Source organism: Sphingopyxis sp. PET50, assembly GCF_025244705.1.
Lineage (GTDB): Bacteria > Pseudomonadota > Alphaproteobacteria > Sphingomonadales > Sphingomonadaceae > Sphingopyxis.
Genome location: NZ_CP104207.1, coordinates 2104571 through 2128277, shown reverse-complemented (window position 1 = coordinate 2128277; position 23707 = coordinate 2104571). Strand labels below are relative to the sequence as shown.

Below are 23707 nucleotides of genomic sequence, written 5' to 3'. Positions count from 1 at the left end.
CGCCAAGGCCGTGCCTGGGTAGCTCAGTTGGTAGAGCATGCGACTGAAAATCGCAGTGTCGGCGGTTCGATCCCGTCCCCAGGCACCATAAACTTCCGTAAATCCAAGGTTAGGCGACCGTAACAGCGCGTGTGCGCCACTAGCGCATCCCTTTTGGTGCACCTGTCGCGATATTTCCTACGGTCGAACAGCGCGCCATCGCCGGGCGCGAGGGACGGGGGAGCGTCTCCACATCAAATTACGTGAAATCTGAATCACTCCGTATCCCCGAGCGAAGACGAGGGGCTCGTTCGAGCGAAGCGAGAAACTGCTCGCTGCCTCGACTTCGCTCGGTATAGCCCCTCGTCTTCGGCCCGGAGGCCGAAGCTTATCCTGAGCGCCTGCAAGGCAGCCGAAGGGCTCGGGGAGGCGGTTCAGGTTTAACGCACGATGCTCTAATTTTCCTGGTCCGGCACGCTCCGCAACCGGGCGAGATTCCGTTGCGCGGTTTCGACGAGGAAGTCGTCGTCGCTCTGGCTCAGCCATTCCAGGAACGGGATGGCTTCTGCGTCGCCGAACGACCCCGCCGCATCGGCGGCCGCGATCAGAAAGGACCTATCGAGCGAGCCGGCAGACCGCTCGCGCTCGATGCGGCGCCGGATCGTCTCCGCCAGCGATGCGGCCTTCATTTTCATGGCGCAGTAGACGCCATACTCGGCGGCCACCGGCCGGGGGTGCGTCTCGATGATGCGGCCGACAAGGGCCATCAATCGTGCGTTCCGGCTGTTTTCCGGAATCGCTGCCAGCAAGAGGTGGCGCCGGTCTGCCGCGTCATCCGGATCGGCCAGCAGGGCGCGGGCCAGCTTTTGAGCCGCCGCGACCGACTCCGTGCCGCGCACCTGGTTTCGTGCCGCGATCCGGACAAGGGGGTCCGCATGGTCGAGCAGATCAACGCCAAGGGTCCCGCCGGCCTCACAGGCTCCGTAGAGCAGATAGGCGCTGCTTTTCTGCACATAGGGGTCAGGGCTTTCCGCCATGCGCTTCAACCGGTCGGCGCCGATCGCTGCGGGGTCGTTCGATGCGACGAGGACGGCAGCGGCGGCTCGCCGGATGTCGCGGTCGTCCGTATCCAGTAACGGCCAGACGGTCGCGATCGCATCCGCATCGCGGACAGCGAATGGACGCAGCGCGTGCAATTGGGCAAGCATCGCTTCGCGGTTGTTTTCCACGGCCAGTGCCGCGAGCAGATGACCCGCCATCGGCGCCGCTTCGGTCGCATAGGTCGCATAGTTGCGGGCATAGGTCGCCGCCGCCGAGCGGATCGCCGGACTGTTGCATTTCAGGAAGATATTGATCGGAACCCAGACGTCGTCCGTCCAGGGCGTGGGTTCGTGCATCGCCGCCATATAGCGCAGGGATTCGCAGACATCGCGAACATCGTCGTCGTGATAGATTTCCTCGGCGCTGGGCGGATTGCTCGTGGGATGGACGCCGAAACGCCCCGTCTTCAGCCGCAGCCGCCTGGCGCCGACCCTGTCCATGTCCGCCCGATATTCGTCGTCGAACTGGAAATCCTTGTCCTGAATGTCGAAAAAATCGCCATAGGCTTTCAGTCGCCCCGCGACCTTGTCCATCAGATTGCGGTCGCGCAGGCGCGTGGCGATCCAGGTCGCGGTGGTCGATCCGGGCGGCGATCCGGACGCCAACGTCTCTGTCAACAGCGCGTAGGCCGCGCTGGTGCGCAGCAGCGCCAGATTATCGGTCTTGGGCGGATCGGGTGGCGGGTCCGCGAGCCGCTGGCGAAGCCGATCGAGACCGCGGCTCCCGAGCCGCAGCACGATGTCGGGATAGGTGTCCAGCACCTTGATGCTGTCGTCGGCCGCCTGTCTGGAACGAACGAGCGATGAAGCTGCTCCCAGGAACATGGCCGCCAGCAGGGCTTTTTGGATGACCACCGCGGCTTTCGCCCAGGGCGCCTCGGCGGCGGTTGTGGCCATATTGAGATTCAGCGCGCCGCCGACGTCGAGCGTCACCACGTCGATCAGATTGTCGAAACTCAGCCTGACGAATTCCAGCGGCGACGGATCGTTGCTGAATCCTCCGGTCCATTCGTGAAGGCGAAGGAAAACGGCTGCGAACAGGGGAATGATATAGAGCGCTGCGATGGCATTGAGCGCCAGATGATCGGGCACGGCATCCGGGTTCTCGTCGGTGTGGCGGTCGAGAATGCGGTCGCGCAGCGTTTCGCCCTTCTGCCATTCCCGGAATACCGAAACCAGAATCAGCAGTCCGACGATGGCGATCGGCAGCCACCAGGGCCGGGGGACAAGCACGACGCCCGCGACCGAGGCCGTGAGCAACGCCAGCACCATCCCCCAGCGCAGGCCGGGCGATGCCCCGCGCAGCATCAGGCGGGCGACGGGTTCGGCAACAAGATCGACGGTCTTTTCGACCAGCGACACGACGACCAGAAGAAGCTTGGCGATCCAGGTGACACCCGACCGGATGCTGGTCGCCGCTCGTCCTGCCCGCATCTCGATCCTCCTCGATTTCGCCCCGTCCCATGCCCGCAAGAGCAAAAATCCCGTGGCCCCCCGGCGACCGCGCTGCGTGCCCGGCGTTCCGGATGATATCGACTGTTGCCATAAAGTCACTAAGCCGCAGGAAAAAGGGGCGGTTTCCGCAGCATCTCGTTGACGGCCCGAACCGGGCGGCTAGAGCGGCGGGTTCCCGCTGGAGCATCCCCTCCTTTGGCTAGGCAGGCCGCGCTTCGACGGGTTGGAGAGAGAGACACCCATGACCTTGCGCAACATCCTGTTGGGCGCCACCATGTTGTGCGCCGCAACCACCCCCGCTTTCGCTTTTGCCCAGGACGCCGCGCCGGCCGACGATACCGCCGCCGATGCCGCGGCGCCCGCCGCCGACGATACCGACTATGGCAACGACATCATCGTTACCGCGTCGAAGCGCGCCCAGACGCTGCAGGACACGCCCGTCGCCGTCTCGGTGACCTCGGCGGCGCAGCTCGAGGAATCGCAGATCCGCGACCTCATTGACCTGCAGTCGTCGGTGCCCAGCCTGCGCGTGTCGCAGCTGCAGTCGAGCGCCAACACCAACTTCATCATCCGCGGTTTCGGCAACGGCGCCAACAACGCCGGCATCGAACCCTCGGTCGGCGTCTTCATCGACGGCGTCTATCGCTCGCGCTCGGCGGCCCAGATCGGCGATCTTCCGAACGTCGAGCGCATCGAAGTGCTGCGCGGCCCGCAGTCGACCCTGTTCGGCAAGAACGCATCGGCCTAGCGTCATCAGCATCGTGACGCAGAAGCCGCAATATGAATTCGGCGGCTCGATCGAGGCGACCTATGGCAACTACGACGCGATCACCGTCAAGGGCGACGTCACCGGCCCGATCGGCGACACCGTCGCCTTCTCGATCGGCGGCAACTACAACCGCCGCGACGGCTATGCGCAGGACCTGAAGCTCGGCACCGACGTCAACGACCGCAACCGCTGGGGCGTGCGTGGCCAGCTGTTGTTCGAACCGACCGACGCGCTGTCGATCCGCCTGATCGGCGACTATGACAAGATCGACGAAAATTGCTGCATCGCCGGCAACGTCATCGCGGGCCCGACCGTCGCGATCACCAACGCGCTCGTGGGCGGCCCCAGCGTCGATGCGAACAATCCCTTCTCCTACGACGTCTACAATAATTTCCTGTCGTCGAACGAGATCGAGAATTATGGCGGCTCGGCGCAGATCGACTATGACCTCGGGGCGCTCGCGCTGACCTCGATCACCGCCTATCGTCAGGTGCGCGCGCTCACCAACCAGGATTCGGACTTCACCGGCGCCGACCTGATCGGCGAGAACAGCCAGAATCTGGGCATCAATACGTTCACCCAGGAATTCCGGGTCACCTCGGACTTCGATGGCCCGATCAACTTCCTGCTCGGCGGCTATTATTTCAACGAGAAGATCAAGCAGAAGAACGACATCCGCTTCGGTGCCGATTTCCGCCCCTATGCCGGCGCGCTGATCAATCCCGCCGCGGTCCTGAGCTCGCCGAATGCGCGTGCCGCCGGAAACGCGGTGGTTGCGGGCCTCGAACAGCAGATCGGCGGCATCCTCGGCAATCCGGGGCTCTATACGGGCCAGTTCTTCCGGCAGGGCGACGGTCTCGACGAATCCTACCGGCTGAAGGACGAGGCCTTCTCGATCTTCGGGACGGTCGATTTCGAAGTCACCGACCGGCTGACGCTGACGGTCGGCGCGAACTATACGAAGGACCGCAAGCGCTTCTCGACCAATGTGATCAGCAGCGACGTCTTCTCGGGCCTCGATCTGGTCGGCATCGGGCGGACCGCCATCACCCAGCAGGGCATTGCGACGACCGTCGGCAACCTCCTGGGCCTCGGGCGCCTCGCGACCGCGGCCGAAATCGGCGCCTTCGCGCAGGCGCAGCCCGCCGCCTTCGGTCAGGTCAGCGCCGGTGCGGCGGCTTTCGCCGAGGCGAACCAGAATAATGCCGCGGTCAATCCGCTGCTGGCGCTGCGGCCGCTGCAGTTCCTGCCGCCCTTCCTGAACCTGCCCAACGCGGTCGAGCCGGGCAAGACCAACGACGGCGACCTGTCGTACAGCATCCGCGCCGCTTATGAGCTGACCGACACGGTCAATATCTATGCGACCTATGCGACGGGCTTCAAGGCCAGCTCGGTCAACCTGTCGCGCGACAGCCGCCCGCTGGCTTCGGACCTGCCGACGATCATCTCGGGCGGGCTTGGGGTAAACAACCTGGGCACCGGCTCGCGCTTTGCCGATCCCGAGGAATCGACCGTCTACGAATTCGGACTGAAGGGCCAATGGTCGGTCGCGGCCCTGAACCTCGCGGTGTTCAAGCAGTCGATCAAGGGCTTCCAGTCGAACATCTTCACCGGCACCGGCTTCGCGCTGGCGAACGCCGGCAAGCAGTCGACCTTCGGCATCGAATTCGACGGTTCGGTACGGCCGGTCGACGGGCTCAACCTGTCGCTGGCGGCGACCTATCTCGACGCCAAATACGATAGCTTCGTCAATTCGGCGTTCGGCGACATCTCGGGCACCACGCCCGCGGGCATCCCCGAACTCTCCTTCTCGGTCGGCGGCACCTACACCTACGAATTCGCCGGCGGGACAAAGGCGATCGCGCATGTCGACTATGCCTATGAAAGCCCCGTCCAGATCGTCGAAGGCCTGACCGGCCTGCCGATGAGCGTCGCGCAGAATCTGAAGCGCGAGGTCAACAGCCTGAACGCGTCCTTCACCGTCAAGCTGAACAATGGTCTGGAACTGGGTGTTTGGGGCCGCAACCTCACCAACGCGCAATATCTGACGACGATCTTCCCGGCGGTCGCCCAGGCGGGCAGCGTCTCGGGTTACCCGAGCCAGCCGCGCACCTATGGCGTGACCGGCCGTTTCAAATTCTGAACTGGGGAAGAGCGGGGGCGGCCGGTCCGCTCCCCGCTTTCGGTTCACGGCCTTCGGGCAAGAAAAAACCCGGCCTCTCCGCCGAGAGGCCGGGTTTTCTTTTCGGCGGTGCCGCCGGGGACGTTTAGAACTTCACGCCCGCCGCGATGCCGTAGCGGCGCGGTTCGAGGGTGAAGATGTTGGTATAGTTGCCCGACGACTGGTCGGTCACATACAGGCCGGTGACGCTGTTGGAGTCGAAGATGTTCTGGATGAACCCCTTCACATACCATTTGTCGTCGGCGCCGTTCAGCTGGAGCTGGGCGTTGACCTGCGCATAGCCTTTGATCTTGTTGACGTTGCCGTTGAAGATGCTGCCATAGCTGTCGCCGGTGTAGGCGAGGTCGAAGCGCGGGACGAGCGACATGTCGTTGTCGAAGTTGATCGTATACTGCGCGCCCGCCGAGAATTTATAGTTCGGCGCCTGCGGCAGCTTGTTGCCCTTCAGGTTGACCGGGATGCTGGCCGAGAAGACCTCGACCCCGCCGAAAGCCGGGCCGACGGTCGCGGCGGCGGCCTGCAGGACGCCGCAGATGCTGAACGCGCCGGTCGACTTGATCCCGCCGTCGGACGGGAAGGGCGTCGTGCCCTGCAGCCCGGCACCGCCCTGCACGCCATTGGCGGCAAAGGCCCCGGCGTTGATCAGCGCGTTGATCTGGTTGACATAGCCATTGACCCCCGCAACGCTGCCCGAGGTGGAGGCGACGGCGCAGTTCGCGGCGTTGGTGATGTCCTTGATGATCACCGCGTCTTCGCGGCCCCCGCCGAAGTCGCGCGGATTGCTGCTGAAATTATCGCCCGAGACTTCGGTGTTCAGATAGCTGAAGCCGAGGTTGACGACGAAGTTGGGGTCGGGGCGGACGATCGCTTCGGCTTCGAAGCCCCAGATATTGGCGTTGATATTGTCGTTGACCGCGGTGCGGGCGACGATCTTGCTGAGCTGCAGGTCCTTGTACTTGTAATAGAAGGCCGTCAGGTTCAACTGCAACGCGCCATTGCCGAAGGTGTTTTTCGAGCCGATTTCAAAGGCATCGACCTGTTCGGGCTTGAAGCTTTCCGGAACCGCGAAGATCGGCTGCAACGGCGGGTTGATGCCCCCCGACTTGTAGCCGCGCGAATAGGAAATATAGAGAAGATTGTCGTCGGTGACCTTGAAGTCGAGCACCGCGCGGCCGGTCAGCTTGTTGAACTTGACGCTGCGGGCCTGGATGATCTGGTTGCCCGGCGTGCCCGGATCGGCGTCGAACGATCCGACGAAGGGTGAATCGAAGACGGTGCCGCCGAGGCCGATCGGCGTCAGGAAGCTCGCCAGGGTCGACCGCGCCAGCACGCTCTTCTTGTCGTTGTTGTAGCGCAGGTCGGCGGTCAGTTTCAGCCGGTCGCTGAATTCGAAATAGGCCTCGCCGAAGATGCCATAGGATTTGATCTTCAGATCGTCGGTGTTGTTGCGGAAGAAGGGCGTCGCCAGGAAGGACGGCGGCAGGCCGTTGGCGAAGCTGTTGAAAGCGCCGAGAACGCCCGTCAGATAGTCGATCGGGAAGGCGTTCACATAATAGCTGTTCTCGGTCAGATGGTAATCGGCATAGATGCCGCCGACCAGGAAGTTGAAGGGACCGTCGAAGTCGCTGGTCAGGATCGCTTCCGTCGACCAGCTGCTGTTATACTGGTTCGAACGGTCGAACTGCAGCGAGGTCGCGTCGCAGATGCTGTTGCCGCCGAACGAGCCGAAGCCGGTTTCTTCGGGCATCGAGGTGCAGAGCGGGCCGTTCGGCCCCTGCGGCATGATCGCCGCGGCGATCGGCGCGAAATAGGCGGCCGAGCCGGGGACGAAGGCCGGAGCGGGCGCTGGCAACCCGGTGGGGATGCCGTTGGCCGCGAAGAAGGCCAGCGTGTTCAGCGCCGGCGCGTAAAGCGCGCGGTTGCCGACATTGCTGTTGTAGTCCTGCATCGAGTCGAGCTTGACCTTCTGGTACTGGCCCGAAATCTGCAGCGCCACCGGCCCGAAATTATGCTCGATCTGGCCCTGCAGCGTCAGTTCGCTGGTGAAATATTGCGGCGTGAAAGCCGTGTTCACGACGCGCGGATCGCTGGGGATCGTCGTGTTGGCATAGACGTCGGGGCCATAGAGGCTGCCGAGCGCAAAGGCGGTCGGGATGCCTTGGGTCGCCAGAAACTCCTTCGACGTCAGCGCCGCCGTGAAGGTCGCATTGCCGTTGAAGGGCGCATTGTCGCGGCGGGTGTTCAGACAGCCGAGGATGCCGGTCGGATCGCGCTGGCACTGCTGTTTCTGGATGCGCGTGCGGTTGTCGCGCTCGTGGAAATAGGAGGCCAGGAAATCGACCGTCGTGTCGGGGGTCGGCTCCCAGCGGATCGAACCGCGCACCGAATAAAGGTCGCGGTCGTCGATGCGGTTGCCGAGGAACAGGTTCTTCGTATAGCCGTCGCGGTTCAGGTAGATGCCCGCCACGCGCAGCGCCAGCGTGTCGCCGACGGGGATGTTGACCATCCCCTTGCCCTTGATCGAGTTGTAATTGCCATATTCGCCCTCGGCTGCGACTTCGAACGCGCCGAGCTTGGGCTTGGCGGTGATGACGTTGACCACGCCCGAGGTCGCGTTGCGGCCGAACAGCGTACCCTGCGGCCCGCGCAGCACCTCGATGCGCTCGAGGTCGAAGAATTCGGTCTCGAACAGGCGGGTCGAGAACAGCGGGTCGCCGTTCAGGTGGATCGCGGTCGCGCTGTCGCAGGTCGTGCCGACGCAAAGGTCGCCGATGCCGCGGATGGTAAAGCTGGCGCCGGTGAAGTTGGTCTTGGTGAAGGTGACGTTGGGCAGGGTCAACTGAAGATCCGACGGCGTCTTGATCTGCTGGGCCTCGAGGGCTTCGGTCGAAAAGGCGCTGACCGCGATGGGAACATCCTGCAGGCGTTCGGATTGCCGCTGCGCGGTGACGACGATCTCGCCGCCAAAGGCGTCGCGTTCGGTCTCGTCCGCCGCATCCTGCGCAAAGGCCGGCGACGCGACCGACATCGCAAGGATCGAGGTGCCGATCAGTGCCTTGAACTTCATATTTAGCCTCCCTTTTTCGGCCCGCGTCCGCGGGCCGCCCAATTGCATCGCTCCAATCGGGAGGGGATATGCCCAGACATGACTACGGGCGCCGGACCTCGTCGATCCAGCGCGAGCGCAAATATGTGTAGCCAGCCGTGCTGGGCATCGTCCTCTCCCCACCGGCGCCCGGGGACTGACGCCGGCATCTCCGATCACGACCTGCTTCGGCAGGTTCTGTAATGCGTTAAAACTGCGCTTAGTTGACGATAGCGTCAAGGGACTTGTTCAGCGATGTTTCCGGAAATTTTCTTGCTTTGTCGTGGCTGAAAAAAGCTCCGATTCCGCAACGTAAACTTGTTTCGGGACAGGAAATTCTTCGCAGGCCGGGGTTGCGTAATGGCACAATCGCGCCGAAATGTGCGACATGAAAGCAACAGTGAAAGCGGGCGGATGACGAAGGTGGAAGTGGGGCCGGACGGCAAGCCGGTGGTGCCGGACGATGTCCTCGACGCGGTCCGCACGCTGATCACCTGGGCCGGCGACGACGTCGCGCGCGAGGGGCTGATCGACACGCCGAAGCGCGTCGCGCGGGCGTGGCTCGAATATTGCCAGGGCTATGCCGAGGATCCGGCGGTCCACCTGTCGCGCACCTTCGAAGAGGTCGGCGGCTATGACGAGATCGTCATGCTGCGCGACATTCCGTTCCAGTCGCACTGCGAACATCATATGGCGCCGATCACCGGCAAGGCGTCGATCGCCTATCTGCCGCGCGACCGCGTCGTCGGCATTTCCAAGCTCGCGCGCGTGCTCAACGGCTATGCGCGTCGGCTGCAGGTGCAGGAACGGCTGACCGCCGAAGTCGCGCAATGCATCTGGGACAATCTGAAGCCGCAGGGGGTCGCGGTGGTGATCGACGCGCAGCATGGCTGCATGACCGGCCGCGGCGTGCGCACCCCCGGCGTCGGCATGGTGACGAGCGCAGCTGCTCGGCTGCTTCCTTGAGGACGACCGCAGCCGCAAGGAAGTGCTCAGCCTGATGGGTTACTAAACCGCGTCGCCCCCGCGAAGGCGACGAAGCATCAGCGCCGCCACATCCGCAGCAGCTGATACTGCACCGCTTGCAGCCGCGTGTAATTCTCCGGCGCCATCGCGCCGCCTTCGAGCGCCGCGACCTCGTTGAGTTCGTACATCAGGTTGCGGTGCGCCGCGTCGGGGATCAGGCTCTGGATGAAGGTGATCGCGACCAGCCGCTCGCCGCGCGTCACCGGCTCGACCTCGTGCAGCGTATGCGACGGATAGACGACCGCGACGCCGGGCGCCTCCCTGAAGCGCAGATCGGCATTGCCAAGCCGCACATGCAGCGCGCCGCCGTCATAATCGGCGGGATCGTTCAGGAACACGGTGCAGCTGACGTCGGTGCGCAGCTGTCCGTCGGGCAGCGGGATATAGGCGGCGTCGGGGTGCAGCCCGTAATGCATGCCCGGCGTGTAGCGCGTCAGCAGCGGCGGCGCGATGCGCGCGGGAAAGCTGAACTCCATGAAGTCGGCGTTCCGGACCATCGCGTCGAGCAGGATCTTCGACGAGCGTTCATAGGCCTGCGCGTCGTGGAGCTGCAGGTTGTTCTTGATCTTCGAATGCGGGTTGCTGATCTTGCCGTCGACGAATTGCCCCGCCGCGGCGATCTCGCGCAGCGCGCGGACTTCGCCTGTGTCGAGCAGTTGGACGGTCTTGAACATCGCATTTCCTATGGGCCGTGGATCGGCAGGTTGCCGAGTGTCTTATCGCTTGCCGCGAGCGCTTCAACCCATGCGATGGCCTCGGCGATCGCGGGGCGATGATCGGCGGCCGCCTGTGCCTGCAATTGCCGGCGCAGGCCGGCGCTGTAGCCATGCTCGGGCGCCTTCGAATATTGGCGCATGATCGGGCCTGCCAGCACCGCCTCGATACGCTTCGCATCGGGCGCCAGGCCGAAATGCCGCGCCTGCGCCGTCAGGGCGGCGGCGGGATCGGCCAGCATCGCTTCGAAATCGACCCACAAATGACGCGGATCGGCCAGCGGCAGGGTGCGGGCGGCGGTCGCCATTTCGCAAAGCCAGCTCATCGCGACGCGCGTCACGGGGGGCAATTGCCACAGCCGCTCCGCGAAGTCCGGAACCAGCACCGCCAGCCGCGCCATGCGCGCGGGCGCCTGCGACAGTGTCTCGGCGAGCGATGCCTCGCCCGCAACAATGGTTTCGATGTAGCGCGGGAGGGGAACGTAAAGGAACAGCGCACGGCCTCCGGCATCGGTCAGGTCGCCGGCGATCGCCGTAATGACGCTCGATGCCTTGACCATCGCCGCCTGCCCCGGACGGAAGCTACGGCCGAGCCAGCCCGTCACCTGTCCGAGCCGCTGGCGATAGAGGTCGGGCGACCAGACCGACTCCGGCTTGTCGATCCGTTCGGCGACCTGCGCCAGCGTGCGCAGCAGCATCGGCTCGCGCAGCGGCAGCACGTCGCCAACTTCGGCGAGCAGGCGCGAGACGAGGGTCGAACCGACATGGCCGATATGAAAGATGAAATCGGGTCGCGCCGCCGCGGGGCCGAGGTCGGGCAGGGCGTCCCACTCCATCCACTCGCGCCCGATCCGGTCGGTCAGCAGCCGCTGGTCGAGAAAACTCGCGTTCCGATAATCCGCCTCGCCGAGCAGCGCGACCAGCACGCGGTCGCTCGCAAGATCGGCCATGTGCGGCAGCAGGCCCGCATCGGCGGCAAAGCGGTACTGGAACGGATCGTCGGCCATCGCTTAGCGCCATAGGAAAGGCGAGGGCCCTTGGCCAGATGGAACGCCCCCGGCATGCGTTGGTCCCGGTGCGGCGAGGGCGCGCGGAATGCGACTACAGCCTGCGGCCCGAACGCGCTTACCCGGCCATCCATTCGACCCACGCCCCATGGGCGTGCGCACGCCCCAGCATGTGCGGTTCGCCGCCGCCGGGCCAGTATCGCACCACCAGTTCGTGATGATGCAGCGTCCGGTTCGCTTCGAGCGCGACCCAGGCGAGGGGGCGCTCCGGCGCCGCGCGCGCGCCGGCGGCTTCCATCGCGGCGGTGACGCGCGCCTGCTGGTCGGCGGGCACATATTGCCAGACGATCGAATGCATCAGCAGCCTTGTCGTGCCCACCGCCTGCGGCTTCGCCAGTTCGGCCTCGACGAAATCGGCCGCGCTCATGGGGACGATGTCGGGTCTTTGCTCGGTCGCGGCGGCGATCGCGGCCTCCATGCGCTCGAAACGCACGCGATGTTCGGGCCAGATATAGGCTTTCAGGCGCAGCGCCTGCGCCGGATCGGTCAGGTCGACGGGGGCGACGTCGCAGCCCCTGGTGCCGATGATGTCGATATGATGCTGCGGCGGATGGTTGCCGCGCCATTCGGGGGCAAAGGTCATCACGCCCGGCTGTGGTCCGACCTGCACGCTAGGCCAGATCATAATGATAGCGCGCGAGCATCAGGTTGATCCCGGCGCTCGATCCGATTTCGAGGCATTGGAACTGCGGTGGCAGGCCCTGTTCGGTCAGCCACAGCATCGCGGCGATGAAGCTCGACGAGCGCCCCGCCTCGTTGGTCTGCGGCGGGCCGTCGAGCCAGGGGAGCAGCGTCGCCTCGTGGCGCCGGACCACGCCCGCGACGATCGCGGTGTCGTTGATCCCGTCGGCATCGGCATAGATAGGCGCGAGTTCGTGCGCGACGCCCGCCAGGTGCAGGGCGTGGAGGCCCCCGGCGGCGCGAAGCGGCAGCGCGTCGGCGAGGGGAGCGCCCGGCCATTCGGCGATCCGGCGGGCGAAACCGGTGGCGGGGGCATCGAGCAATGTGGCGAGCGCGGCGACGATCCGCGCGGTGACGGGGGCGTCGTTGGCGCGGCAATACAGCACCTGGTTGTAAAAGGCCGCGCGCACCGCATCGGCGCCGGTGTCGCCGAGTTCGATTGGCCGGTAACGCTCGCTCATTGCCCTTTCTCCCGTCGCCGCTTATGGGCTGGCGCGCTTATGCCCGAACCGATCATCTTTGCCATCCCCAAGGGACGCATCCTCGACGAGGCGCTGCCCTTGCTCGCGCGCGTCGGCATCGAGCCCGCGGGCGATTTCTTCGATCCGAAGAGCCGCGCCCTGATATTCGGGACCAACCAGCCGCATGTGTCGCTGATCCGCGTGCGGGCGTTCGACGTCGCGACCTTCGTCGCGCATGGTGCGGCGCAGCTCGGTATCGTCGGATCGGACGTGATCGACGAGTTCGACTATTCGGAGCTGTATGCGCCGGTCGACCTCGGCATCGGCCATTGCCGCCTGTCGCTCGCGGGGCCGCAGCGGGCAGCGCGCCGCCGGGGCTGGGCGAAAGCCATATCCGCGTCGCGACCAAATATCCCGCGACGACGCGGCGCTGGTTCGCCGCGCAGGGCATTCAGGCCGAATGCATCAAGCTCAACGGCGCGATGGAGATCGCGCCGAAGCTGGGTCTCGCCTCGCACATCGTCGATCTGGTGTCGACCGGGCGGACGCTGGTCGAAAATGCGCTCGCCGAGCAGACGGTGATCAGCGAGGTGTCGGCGCGGCTGATCGTCAACCGCGCCGCATTCAAGCTGCGCTCGGCCGAAGTCCCGGCGCTGGTCGAACGCTTCCGTCAGGCGGTGGGCGATGCGGCGGCTTGATGCCTCCGATCCCGGCTTCGCGGTCGCGTTCGATGCGCTGGTGAACGACCGGCGCGAGAGCGCATCCGATGTGTCGGCCGACGTCGCGACGATCGTCGCGCGGGTGAAGGCAGAGGGCGACGCGGCGCTCGCCGACTATACCGCGCGCTTCGACCGTTTCGATCTCGATGCCAGCGGCTGGAGCATTTCGAGGGAGGAATGCGCCGCGGCCTATGACGCGCTGGCGCCCGAACTGCGTCATGCGCTCGATCTCGCGGCGGAACGCATCCGCGCCTATCATGCGGCGCAACTGCCCGAGGACCGCGACTATCGCGATGCGACCGGCGCGCGGCTCGGCGCGCGCTGGAATGCGGTCGACGCGGCGGGGGTCTATGTGCCCGGCGGGCGCGCCGCCTATCCCTCGTCGGTGCTGATGAACATCATTCCGGCGAAGGTCGCGGGGGTGGAACGCATCGTCATGACGACCCCGACGCCGGGCGGCGAGGTCAATCCGGTGGTGATGGCCGCCGCGCATATCGGCGGGGTCGACGAAATCTGGCGCGTCGGCGGCGCGCAGGCGGTCGCGGCGCTGGCCCATGGCACGGCGCGCATCGCGCCGGTCGATGTCGTCACCGGCCCCGGCAACGCCTGGGTCGCCGAGGCGAAGCGGCAGCTTTACGGTGTCGTCGGCATCGACATGGTCGCGGGGCCGAGCGAGATCGTTGTCGTCGCGGACAACCGCAACGCGCCGCACGTGATCGCCGCCGACCTCCTGAGCCAGGCCGAACATGACCCGACGAGCCAGTCGATCCTGTTCACCGACGATTCCGCCTTCGCCGATGCGGTCTCGGCGGCGGTGGCCGGGGTCATCCCGACGCTGGCGACCGCGCGCACGATGGAGGTGAGCTGGGCCGACAATGGCGCGGTGATCGTCGTTTCCGCTCTGGCCGACGCCATTCCCTTGTGCGACCGGCTGGCGCCCGAGCATCTCGAACTCGCGGTCGACGCCGATGTCGCCGATGCGCTGTTCGCCAGGGTCCGCCACGCCGGTTCGGTGTTCTTGGGGCGGCTGACGCCCGAAGCGATCGGCGATTATGTCGCGGGGCCGAACCATGTCCTGCCGACCGGGCGCCGTGCGCGCTTTTCGAGCGGGCTGTCGGTGACGGACTTCATGAAGCGCACGAGCTTCCTCGCACTGGACGAATCGGCGCTGGGCGCTATAGGCCCCGCCGCCGTCGCGCTCGCGGGCGCAGAAGGGCTGCCCGCCCACGCGCTCAGCGTTCAGAACCGACTGGGATAGGCCGCGATGCGCCAGCCTGACTTCGACATCGAAGGATGGGCGCTGCGTTCCGGGGTCGAGGCCCACGAAAGCGCGCCGGCCTCATTCTGGATACCTGACGAGCCGACGAGGACTGGCCTGCACATCGGTGACTATGCCAAGCTGATCTTCGAAATCTCGGTCGACGATGCCGATCATCCCGTGTCGGTCGAGCGCATGTGGGTTATCGTGAGAGAGGTCGAACGCGGCCGCTATTTCGGGCTGCTCGACAACGAGCCCGATGCTATCGGCGCGAATGATGAATTCTGGGTTGGAACGGAAATCCCGTTCGGGCCCGAGCATGTGATTGATTTCCAGCCAGCCGACGAAGAGTCGATCGCGTTGGCCAGGACGGCGCCGCTGCGGTGCTGGCCGAGAGACTGAAAGACAGAATGATGAACAAACGCGCCCAATCCCGCTCCGCCGCCCGGCTTGCCGCCGTGCAGGCGCTCTATCAGCACGAGATGGAGGCGACCCCGGTCGCGCAGCTGATCCATGAATTCCACCAGCACCGCATCGGCGCGACGATCGAGGACGCCGAATATGCCGACGCCGATGTCGCCTTTTTCGACGATGTGGTGAAGGGTGCGCTGGCGCGGCTGCCCGAAATCGACGCGGCGATCGTCGCGCGGCTCGCGAGCGGCTGGCCGATGGAGCGGCTCGACCGCACGATGAAGGCGATCCTGCGCGCTGGCGCCTACGAACTGATCGCGCGCGGCGACGTGCCGGTGGGGGCGGTGGTCAGCGAATATGTCGATGTGGCCAAGGCGTTCTTCGACGCGCGCGAGGCGGGCTTCGCCAACGGCTTGCTCGACGCGATCGGCAAGGATGTGCGGAAGTAGGCACACATAAGGAGCGTATTCCCCCGCGAAGGCGGGGGCCCATCACCCGATGGTGCCAGTTCGAGCCGCCCGGTGATGGGTCCCCGCCTTCGCGGGGACACAGCTATCGGATACCGCTAATTCCGTTCGGCGATTATCGCCTTCGGGCAGGTAACAGTTCCCCGGCGAAAGCCGGGGTCCATGACAGGTGGCGCCATGCCATCTGGACCCCGGCTTTCTCAACGGGACAATCGCCATCCCGTTCGCTATCCTGCCGAAGAATTGTCGTATTACGTTAATTGGCGCTAATCAGGTGTCATGTCCGAAGCCGATTTCATCGCCCGCCTGCGCAGCCTTGCGACCGACCCCGCCGCGCGTGGGCTCGCCGATGATGCGGCCGAATGGGAAGGCCTCGTCCTCACCCACGACATGATCGTTGAGGGCATTCACTTCCTGCCCGACGACACGCCGCAGGACGTCGCATGGAAGCTCGTCGCGGTGAACCTGTCCGACCTTGCCGCCAAGGGCGCGGCGCCCATCGGCATCCTCTTGGGCTACAGCCTTGGTGACGATGCCTGGGACGCGGCGTTCGCCGATGGGCTCGACCTCGCGCTGCGGCGGTTCGGCATCCTGCTGCTCGGAGGCGATACGGTGCGCGCGCCCGAGGGGGCGCCGCGCAGCTTCGGGCTGACCGCGATCGGCCGGGCGCCCGAAGGCGGGGCGCCGTCGCGCAGCGGCGCGAAGCCGGGCGACCAGATCTGGGTGACGGGCAGCATCGGCAATGCCGGGCTGGGACTCGCGATGCGGCTGGGGCAGGTCGAGCCGAACGAGACCTGCCTCGCCGCCTATCGCCGGCCGCAGCCGCAACTGACCTTTGGGCAGGCGGTGGTACGCCATGTCCATGCGATGATGGACGTTTCCGACGGGCTGCTGATCGATGCGCAGCGCATGGCGGACGCGAGCGGGTGCGAGATCGGTATCATGCTCGAATCGATCCCGCTGTCGGCGGCGCTGCTCGCGGTGCGGCCCGACATACTCGACACGCGGCTCGCGGCGGCGACGGCGGGCGACGATTATCAGCTGCTGTTCACCGCGGACCCCGGCGCCTCGGCGGCGATCCGCGAGATTTCGGCGGGGCTGAACGTCGCGGTGACGCCGATCGGCCATGCCGGGGTGGGCGCGGGAATCCAGCTCACTCACCGGGCGCAGCGCATCGCGCTGCCGCCGCGTCTCGGTTTCATGCACTGACCCGAAACCGACCGGAAATTGCCGAATAAGCGGGGTTGCGCCGGTCTTTCTTTCTTCCCATAACGCGGCGTCCAATTTGGGGCGGTCGCATCAGGGGAGAGAGCGAACCGGCATCAATAAGTCGGACGTTCGACTGTTATCCTTCGCGTCGCCCTTCTCAATGGGGAAGGAACAGACACGCATGAATCCGGTTTTGATCGCGATAGCGTGCGGCCTGCTGGCCGTGCTCTATGGCTTCGTTACCTCCCGGCAGGTGCTCGGCGCCTCGGCCGGTAACGCGAAGATGCAGGAAATCGCCGGCGCCATCCAGGAAGGCGCCAAGGCCTATCTGGGCCGCCAATATCGCACCATCGCCATCGTCGGCGTCGTCGTCGCCATCCTCGTGTGGTGGTTTCTCGGCGAGGTTTCGGCCGTGGGCTTCCTGATCGGCGCCATCCTGTCGGGCGTCGCGGGCTTCGTCGGCATGAACATCTCGGTGAAAGCGAACGTCCGTACCGCGGCGGCGGCGCAGACGGGCCTGCAGGCGGGCCTGACCATGGCGTTCCGCGCCGGCGCGATCACCGGCATGCTGGTGGCGGGCTTGGCCTTGCTCGCGATCGCGGTCTTCTTCTGGTATCTGACCGGACCCGGCGGCTACACCGTCGGCGGCGACGATCGCACCGTGGTCGACGCGCTCGTCGCGCTCGCCTTCGGCGCCTCGCTGATCTCGATCTTCGCGCGTCTCGGCGGCGGCATCTTCACCAAGGCCGCCGACGTCGGCGCCGACCTGGTCGGCAAGGTCGAGGCGGGCATTCCCGAGGACGATCCGCGCAACCCCGCGGTGATCGCCGACAATGTGGGCGACAACGTCGGCGACTGCGCCGGCATGGCCGCCGACCTCTTCGAAACCTATGTCGTCACCGTCGGCGCCACCATGGTGCTGATCGCGCTGCTGCTGAAGGGTACGGGCGCGCTGCTCGTTCCGCTGATGAGCCTGCCGCTGCTGATCGGCGGCGTGTGCATCATCACCTCGATCATCGGCACCTATTTCGTCCGCCTCGGCTCGTCGAACAATGTGATGGGCGCGATGTACAAGGGCTTCCTCGTCACCGCGATCCTGTCGATCCCGGCGATCTGGTTCTCGACCCAATATGCGCTCGGCGACTTGACTGCGACAATCGCCGAACTGGGAGGAAAGGCCTTCAACGGTTGGGACCTCTTCTACTGCTCGCTGCTCGGTCTCGTGATCACCGGGCTGATCATCTGGATCACCGAATATTACACCGGCACCAACTATCGCCCGGTGCGCAGCATCGCGAAGGCTTCGGAAACGGGCCATGGCACCAACGTGATCCAGGGTCTGGCGATCAGCCTCGAATCGACCGCGCTGCCGACTCTCGTCATCTGCGCGGGCATCATCATCGCCTATCAACTCGCGGGCATCATCGGCATCGCTTTTGGCGCCACCGCGATGCTGGCGCTGGCGGGCATGGTCGTCGCGCTCGACGCTTATGGTCCGGTCACCGACAACGCCGGCGGCATCGCCGAAATGGCGGGCCTCGACGACAGCGTGCGCGAAAAGACCGACCTGCTCGACGCCGTGGGCAACACGACCAAGGCGGTGACCAAGGGCTATGCCATCGGCTCGGCGGGTCTGGCGGCGCTGGTGCTGTTTGGCACCTATACCGCCGACATCACCGAATATTCGGCGAAGCTCGGGCTCGACGCGCCGCTGACCTTCTCGCTCTCGTCGCCCTATGTCATCGTCGGGCTGCTGCTCGGCGCGCTGCTGCCCTACCTCTTCGGGGCGCTTGGCATGACCGCGGTCGGCAAGGCGGCGGGCGACGTGGTGAAGGACGTGCGCGACCAGTTCGCGACCAACAAGGGCATCATGGACGGCACCAGCCGCCCCGACTATGCCCGCACCGTCGACCTCGTCACCAAGGCGGCGATCAAGGAGATGATCGTGCCCAGCCTGCTGCCGGTGCTGGCGCCGATCGCCGTCTATTTCGTCATCCTGTGGGTGGCGGGGCTAGCCGAAGCGCTGGAGGCGCTCGGTGCGCTGCTGCTCGGCGTGATCGTCGGCGGGCTGTTCGTCGCCATCTCGATGACCTCGGGCGGCGGCGCCTGGGACAATGCCAAGAAGTATATCGAGGACGGCAATCACGGCGGCAAGGGCAGCGAGGCGCACAAGGCGGCCGTCACCGGCGACACCGTCGGCGATCCGTACAAGGATACCGCGGGTCCGGCGGTCAACCCGATGATCAAGATCACCAACATCGTGGCGATCCTGCTCCTTGCGGCGCTGGCGCACGGCGCGGCGTAAGCCGCACCGCCCTCGCGGGCGACGAAGGGCCCCGCCGGAGCAATCCGGCGGGGCCTTTTGGTTTCAATTTCAACTTATCCCGGTTGCCATCGGCCTGCCGCCTTTCTAGGCTGCGGCGGCAGAGGGAAGGTGCGGGCAATCGGTCCGGATGCCAGTGGGTTGCGCCGTTCGTCAGGGCGCGAGAACGGAGACGAGGATGATCAAGAAGATGTTTGCCGCAGCTTTGCTGGCGTCGGCGATGGGCTGGCCGGTGGCTGCGGCCGCGCAGGCGAGCGATATCGTCGTGACGGCGCAAAAGGGGCGCGTCGATACCGCCGTGTTCGGCAAAAGGCCGTTCATGCGCGACCCGCGCCTGTCGCCCGACGGCACGAAGATCGCGGTGATGATGAGCCGCGATGGCATCGACAATCTGGGTTATATCGACCTCACCAAGCCGGGCAGCGCGCCGACGATGATCGCTAAGGCCGAGGAATATCGCGAGGCGGGCGACCGCACCATGGGCGGCTGGCGCTGGGTCGGCAACCGCACGCTGATCGTCACTTTGCTGTCGCGCGAAAATATCTTCGGCCAGCGGTCGGACCTCCGCCGACTCGCCGCCTATGATCTCGAAAGCGGCAAGTTGACGCCGATCGCCTGGACCGACGCCGGTGGCGACGGCGGCACGATCCTGTACGTCAACGACGAAAAGGAGACGATGCTGATCCAGCGCAGCGTGTTCAAGGACGGCAGCTTCTCGCCGGGGCCAGAAGTCATCGAAGTCGATGTGCGCACGGGCAAATACAAGTCGGTGCAGCGCCCCAATGTCGAAGTCAGCACCTGGCTGGTCGACGGCAAGGGCGTCATTCGCGGCGGGCTGGGCCAGGACGACAAGGGCAACCAGCGGCTGATGTACCGTTCGGACGCCAGCGGCACGCTGAAGACCGTGTCGAACGCCAAGGACCCGACCTTCACCCAGTCGCAGATCGTGCCCGAGATTTTCCTCGACGAACCCGACATGGCCTATGCGACGAGCAACAAGGACAATCTGCGCCGCGTCTACAAGGTCAACATGAAGACGATGGAAATCGTCGGCGCGCCGATTTTCCAGCTCAGTCGCTATGACGTCGATGGCCTTGTCGCCAACGAGACGGAAAACGACATGCTGGGCGTCGCCTTCACGACCGACAAGGAACGCCGCAAGTGGATGGATCCGCGCCTGGCACAGGTCCAGAAATTCTTCGACGAAGATTTCGGCGAAGGCAATGCGATGATCACGTCGACCAATGACGGCGACACCAAGCTGATCGTCCGCGTCGGCGAAACGAGCGATCCGGGCGGCTATTATCTGTACGACACCGAAAGCGGCAAGATGCAGCTTCTCGGCTGGGTCCACCCGATCCTGCAGGGTGCCAAGATGAACCCCACCGACACCGTCCGCTACAAGGCGTCGGACGGCATGGAGATCGAGGCGGTCGTCACCTATCCGCGCCACCGCAAGGAGCGCAAGAACCTGCCCGTCGTGGTGATGCCGCATGGCGGCCCCTATGGCATCCGGGACGAGGAAGGCTTCGGCTTCTTCCCCTGGCACCAGGCGGTCGCCGAACTCGGCTATGTCGTCATCCAGCCCAATTATCGCGGCTCCGGCGGCTACGGAAAGGAGTTCGTCAAGGAAGGGCGCAAGCCCGACGGCTATGGCAACCGGATGCAGGACGACCTCAACGATGCGGTCACCTGGTTTGCTGGGCAGGGCCTGATCGATCCCAAGCGCGCGTGCATCATGGGATGGTCCTATGGCGGCTATGCGACCGCACGCGGGGCGCAGCGCGACGGCAATCTGTGGAAATGCGCGATCGCCGGTGCGGGCGTCTATGACTTCCCGATGATGAAGTCATACGACACCAACACCTTCGGCAGCTTCGGCGCCAATTTCCAGGCAACTGCCGCCGACCTGATCTCGATCTCCTCGGCGCGCAACACCGATGGAAAATGGGCGCCGATCCTGATCGTCGCGGGTTTGCGCGATGCGCGTATTCCGATCGAACAATCGCGCACTCTGGTGTCGCGCCTCAAGGGATCGGGCAAGAAGGAAGGCGTCGATTTCCGTTATGTCGAACAGCCGAAGGGCACGCACAACCTGCCTTATGAGGATGTGCATACCGAATGGCTGGTCGAGACCGAAAAGTGGCTCGAGCGGTTCAACCCCGCCTATATCGACAGCGACCCCGACAAGCCGGTGCCGGTGGTCGTCACGGTCGATACGAAATAAGCGCTTCGCCCAGGGGCGAGATGGCGGGCCGCGGGGGCTATCCCTCGCGGCCCGCTTTCATTTGCGTGGCATAGCCTGCCTGGACCATCGCGCTCATCCGGTCGAACAGCGCGTCGGGATCGCCGCGGCGCAGCGCGGGGATGGCGGCTTCGGCGCCCTCGGCGACCACGAGTTCGCGCGTTCCCGCCGCGACGGCGTCCAAAATCTGCGCCGCCGCGAAATCGGGCGACAGGCCATTGTCGATCGCCTTGTCGCTTGCCCCCCGCACGCTGCCGTCGGCGCTCAGCGCGTTGCGGCTGACATTGGTCGCGATCGATCCGGGCGCGACGACGAGGACTTTCAGGCCCAGATGCTCATTTTCGGCGCGGATGCTGTCGTGGTAGCCGATCAGCCCGTGCTTGGCGGCACAATAGGCGCTGCGCAGCGGCACGCCGGCGATCCCCGCGACGCTCGAGATGGCGACGATCTGTCCGCCGCCCGCCGCGACCATGCGCGGCAAAAGCTGCTGGGTGAGGGCGATGGGGGCGAGCAGGTCGACATCGACGATTTTCCGATAGACCGAAAAATCGGTCTCGATCGCCAGGCTGCGCTGCGAGATGCCGGCATTGTTGACAAGGCCGTCGATGCGTCCGCACCAGTTCCACGCCTCCTCGGCCATCGCCGAGCAGCACGGCATAATCGGTTGCCTCGAAGGGCAGGATCATCGTGCCGGGCCCGCAATCCTTCGCCACGGCTTCGAGAGCGGCGACATTGCGGCCCGACAGGATCAGCCGCGCGCCGCGCGCCGCGAGCGCCCGCGCCAGCGCTGCGCCGATGCCCGAGGAGGCGCCCGTCACCCACCAGACTTGATCCTGCATTCCGCTCTCCCACATATGATTCCGTTGCAGCCTGAAACGGTTCAAAAGGGCCGTCAAGGCGCTCACTCCCGCATTTCCGCCAAGGGGTGGCAATTTTATTGCGACTCTGTTATAATATATATCAACACGCCGACATTCTGCCTCTTCCCGTCGCTGGGCTGGGGCACATTCGGCGTTTCCGATGGAGCCATATCCCTTGCCACTCTGACTGGCTAGCGCCGCCGAAATGCTTCGATCCACCTCCAGAGGGAGGGCCGGATGCACTGGCTTTGACGCGCTTTCCTGTCCCGGCAAGGCACAGAAAGGAAATTGCATGTCCGCAAACACCCTCCTCTTCGAAGTCGGTGACTATGTCGTTTATCCCAAGCATGGCGTGGGGCGCGTCATCGAGCTGCAGAAGTCGGAAATCGCCGGCATGCAGCTCGAACTTTATGTCCTGCGCTTCGAAAAGGAAAAAATGACCCTGCGCGTCCCGACCAACAAGGCCGAGGGCGTGGGCATGCGCAAGCTGTCGTCCGACAAGACGCTGAAGGAAGCGCTGCAGGTGCTGACCACCAAGCCGAAGGTCAAGCGCACCATGTGGTCGCGCCGCGCGCAGGAATATGAAGCGAAGATCAATTCGGGCGACCTGGTGTCGATCGCCGAAGTGACCCGCGACCTGTTCCGCGCCGACGACCAGCCCGAGCAGAGCTATTCGGAACGCCAGATCTTCGAAGCCGCCTCGAGCCGCCTCGCGCGCGAACTGGGCGCGATGGAGGAAAGCGACGAAAAGACGGCGCAGGCGAAGATCCTGCAGATCCTGAACGAGCATGCGCCGAAATATTATGTGGAGAAAGTGAGCTAGGGCTGAGACTCATTCAGAGCCAGAAGGCCAAGGTAGTGACCAGCGCGACGGCTGACAGGAAGTTGGCCGCGAGCTTGTCGTAGCGTGTGGCGATCCGACGGAAGTCTTTGATCCGGCAGAAGGCATTTTCGATGAGGTGCCGGCTACGGTAGCGGTGCTGATCGTATCGGATGGCTCGCTTGCGGTTGCGGCGACCCGGAATGACGGGGCTGGTGCCATTCTCGCGCAAGGACGTCCGCAGCCGGTTTGCGTCGTAGCCCTTGTCGCCGAGCAGGTAGCGCATCGGTCCGGCGCGTTCGAGCAGTGCCGGTGCAGCCTTCACATCGCTGACATTGCCCGCCGTCAGCATAAGGGCATAGGGGCGGCCGAGAACGTCGGTCAGGGCATGGATCTTGGTTGTCCAGCCGCCGCGAGAACGACCGATCGCCTGCGTCTGGCGCCCCCTTTTCCACCAAAGGCCGAGCGCTGGGCTTTGATGTAGGTGCTATCGATCGCCGTGCTCTTCGTCACCGCACCCGCCCCTGCCAAGGCATCGAGCAACTTCGTCCAGAACCCCCGCCGCGACCAGCGGTTGAAGCGGTTGTAGACCGTCGTCGATGGTCCATCGTCTGCCGGACAGTCGCACCACCGGCAGCCGGATTTCAGTACATGAAGGATGCCCGAAATCACCCGCCGGTCATCGACCCGTCGCGCACCAGGCTGGTTCCGGGGCAAGTACGGCTCGATCGCCAGCCAAGCTTCGTCCGACAACCAGAATAAAGAACGCGACATCGTGAAGGGCCTCCCGCTGCGGTGAAGGCCCTTTGAATCAATACATACAAGCAATTTCAAGAGGATGATTGGGTTTTAACCCTAGGTTGTGGTGACGATTTAA

The 23707-nt window shown here is 65.0% G+C and carries 18 protein-coding genes, 1 tRNA gene and 3 pseudogenes; 13 read left to right on the top strand and 9 right to left on the bottom strand.

Annotation, left to right across the window (positions count from 1 at the left end; genetic code table 11):
- Positions 1-12 precede the first annotated feature (12 nt).
- Positions 13-88, top strand: a tRNA-Phe gene (locus N0A20_RS11235).
- 346 nt (positions 89-434) lie between these two features.
- Here the strand turns inward: N0A20_RS11235 and N0A20_RS11230 are convergent.
- On the bottom strand, positions 435-2513 hold the full coding sequence (locus N0A20_RS11230) for a hypothetical protein (RefSeq protein WP_260580495.1): 2079 nt from the start codon (positions 2511-2513) through the stop codon (positions 435-437).
- Between the two features lie 262 nt (positions 2514-2775).
- Here N0A20_RS11230 and N0A20_RS11225 point away from each other — a divergent pair, with 262 nt between their 5' ends.
- Positions 2776-3282: a Plug domain-containing protein gene (locus N0A20_RS11225; RefSeq protein ID WP_260580494.1), complete on the top strand. Its 507-nt coding sequence runs from the start codon at positions 2776-2778 to the stop codon at positions 3280-3282.
- Between the two features lie 13 nt (positions 3283-3295).
- Positions 3296-5446, top strand: coding sequence for a TonB-dependent receptor (locus N0A20_RS11220; RefSeq protein ID WP_260580493.1), 2151 nt, complete (start codon positions 3296-3298; stop codon positions 5444-5446).
- A gap of 124 nt (positions 5447-5570) precedes the next feature.
- Here N0A20_RS11220 and N0A20_RS11215 read toward each other — a convergent pair whose 3' ends face one another.
- Entirely contained in the window at positions 5571-8552 is a 2982-nt protein-coding gene (locus N0A20_RS11215) for a TonB-dependent receptor (protein WP_260580492.1), read from the bottom strand.
- Positions 8553-8984: 432 nt separating this feature from the next.
- Between N0A20_RS11215 and folE the strand changes: the two are divergent.
- A pseudogene (gene folE / locus N0A20_RS11210) lies at positions 8985-9582 on the top strand (GTP cyclohydrolase I FolE).
- A 31-nt stretch (positions 9583-9613) separates the two neighbouring features.
- On the opposite strand, the gene N0A20_RS11205 reads toward folE, so the two are convergent.
- From N0A20_RS11205 to N0A20_RS11190, 4 genes are all read right to left on the bottom strand, one after another.
- Entirely contained in the window at positions 9614-10270 is a 657-nt protein-coding gene (locus tag N0A20_RS11205; protein ID WP_260580491.1) for a Fe2+-dependent dioxygenase, read from the bottom strand.
- A gap of 8 nt (positions 10271-10278) precedes the next feature.
- Positions 10279-11316, bottom strand: coding sequence for a hypothetical protein (locus tag N0A20_RS11200; RefSeq protein WP_260580490.1), 1038 nt, complete (start codon positions 11314-11316; stop codon positions 10279-10281).
- Between the two features lie 118 nt (positions 11317-11434).
- A complete protein-coding gene (locus N0A20_RS11195; protein WP_260580489.1) occupies positions 11435-12001 on the bottom strand; it encodes a DUF2332 domain-containing protein in 567 nt (188 codons plus the stop codon).
- Positions 11988-12518, bottom strand: coding sequence for a DUF2332 domain-containing protein (locus N0A20_RS11190; protein ID WP_260580488.1), 531 nt, complete (start codon positions 12516-12518; stop codon positions 11988-11990). The genes N0A20_RS11195 and N0A20_RS11190 overlap by 14 nt, the downstream gene beginning before the upstream one ends.
- 39 nt (positions 12519-12557) lie before the next feature.
- Between N0A20_RS11190 and hisG the strand changes: the two are divergent.
- From hisG to N0A20_RS11155, 7 genes and pseudogenes are all read left to right on the top strand, one after another.
- A pseudogene (gene hisG / locus N0A20_RS11185) lies at positions 12558-13216 on the top strand (ATP phosphoribosyltransferase).
- Positions 13203-14495, top strand: a complete 1293-nt coding sequence (gene hisD / locus N0A20_RS11180; RefSeq protein WP_260580487.1) for a histidinol dehydrogenase — start codon at positions 13203-13205, stop codon at positions 14493-14495. The pseudogene hisG and the gene hisD overlap by 14 nt, the downstream one beginning before the upstream one ends.
- A gap of 6 nt (positions 14496-14501) precedes the next feature.
- Positions 14502-14897, top strand: a complete 396-nt coding sequence (locus tag N0A20_RS11175; protein WP_260580486.1) for a hypothetical protein — start codon at positions 14502-14504, stop codon at positions 14895-14897.
- 11 nt (positions 14898-14908) lie between these two features.
- A complete protein-coding gene (nusB, locus tag N0A20_RS11170) occupies positions 14909-15355 on the top strand; it encodes a transcription antitermination factor NusB (RefSeq protein ID WP_260580485.1) in 447 nt (148 codons plus the stop codon).
- Between the two features lie 297 nt (positions 15356-15652).
- Positions 15653-16582 (top strand): thiamine-phosphate kinase, encoded by a 930-nt coding sequence (gene thiL, locus N0A20_RS11165; protein ID WP_260580484.1) that lies wholly within the window; start codon positions 15653-15655, stop codon positions 16580-16582.
- Between the two features lie 181 nt (positions 16583-16763).
- On the top strand, positions 16764-18887 hold the full coding sequence (locus N0A20_RS11160) for a sodium-translocating pyrophosphatase (RefSeq protein ID WP_260580483.1): 2124 nt from the start codon (positions 16764-16766) through the stop codon (positions 18885-18887).
- 196 nt (positions 18888-19083) lie between these two features.
- Entirely contained in the window at positions 19084-21132 is a 2049-nt protein-coding gene (locus N0A20_RS11155) for an alpha/beta hydrolase family protein (protein ID WP_260580482.1), read from the top strand.
- 37 nt (positions 21133-21169) lie between these two features.
- Here the strand turns inward: N0A20_RS11155 and N0A20_RS11150 are convergent, their stop codons facing one another.
- Together N0A20_RS11150 and N0A20_RS20160 are read right to left on the bottom strand one after the other, a co-directional pair.
- Complete coding sequence (locus N0A20_RS11150; RefSeq protein WP_312846530.1) at positions 21170-21808, bottom strand: SDR family NAD(P)-dependent oxidoreductase; 639 nt, start codon at positions 21806-21808, stop codon at positions 21170-21172.
- 94 nt (positions 21809-21902) lie between these two features.
- Positions 21903-21989 (bottom strand): annotated as a pseudogene (locus N0A20_RS20160) (short-chain dehydrogenase); the annotation flags it as partial.
- 313 nt (positions 21990-22302) lie between these two features.
- Here N0A20_RS20160 and N0A20_RS11145 point away from each other — a divergent pair.
- Entirely contained in the window at positions 22303-22833 is a 531-nt protein-coding gene (locus N0A20_RS11145; protein WP_260580481.1) for a CarD family transcriptional regulator, read from the top strand.
- A gap of 13 nt (positions 22834-22846) precedes the next feature.
- On the opposite strand, the gene N0A20_RS11140 is transcribed toward N0A20_RS11145, so the two are convergent.
- Positions 22847-23547, bottom strand: a protein-coding gene (locus tag N0A20_RS11140) for an IS5 family transposase (protein WP_260583902.1) whose coding sequence is annotated in 2 segments (ribosomal slippage) — positions 22847-23271 and positions 23271-23547 — 702 coding nt in all. Because the reading frame shifts where the segments join, the coding sequence is not laid out codon by codon here.
- Here N0A20_RS11140 and N0A20_RS11135 point away from each other — a divergent pair.
- Positions 23489-23629, top strand: a complete 141-nt coding sequence (locus N0A20_RS11135; protein WP_234716212.1) for a hypothetical protein — start codon at positions 23489-23491, stop codon at positions 23627-23629. The two genes, N0A20_RS11140 and N0A20_RS11135, sit on opposite strands and share 59 nt — an antisense overlap.
- The last annotated feature ends 78 nt before the right edge of the window (positions 23630-23707 follow it).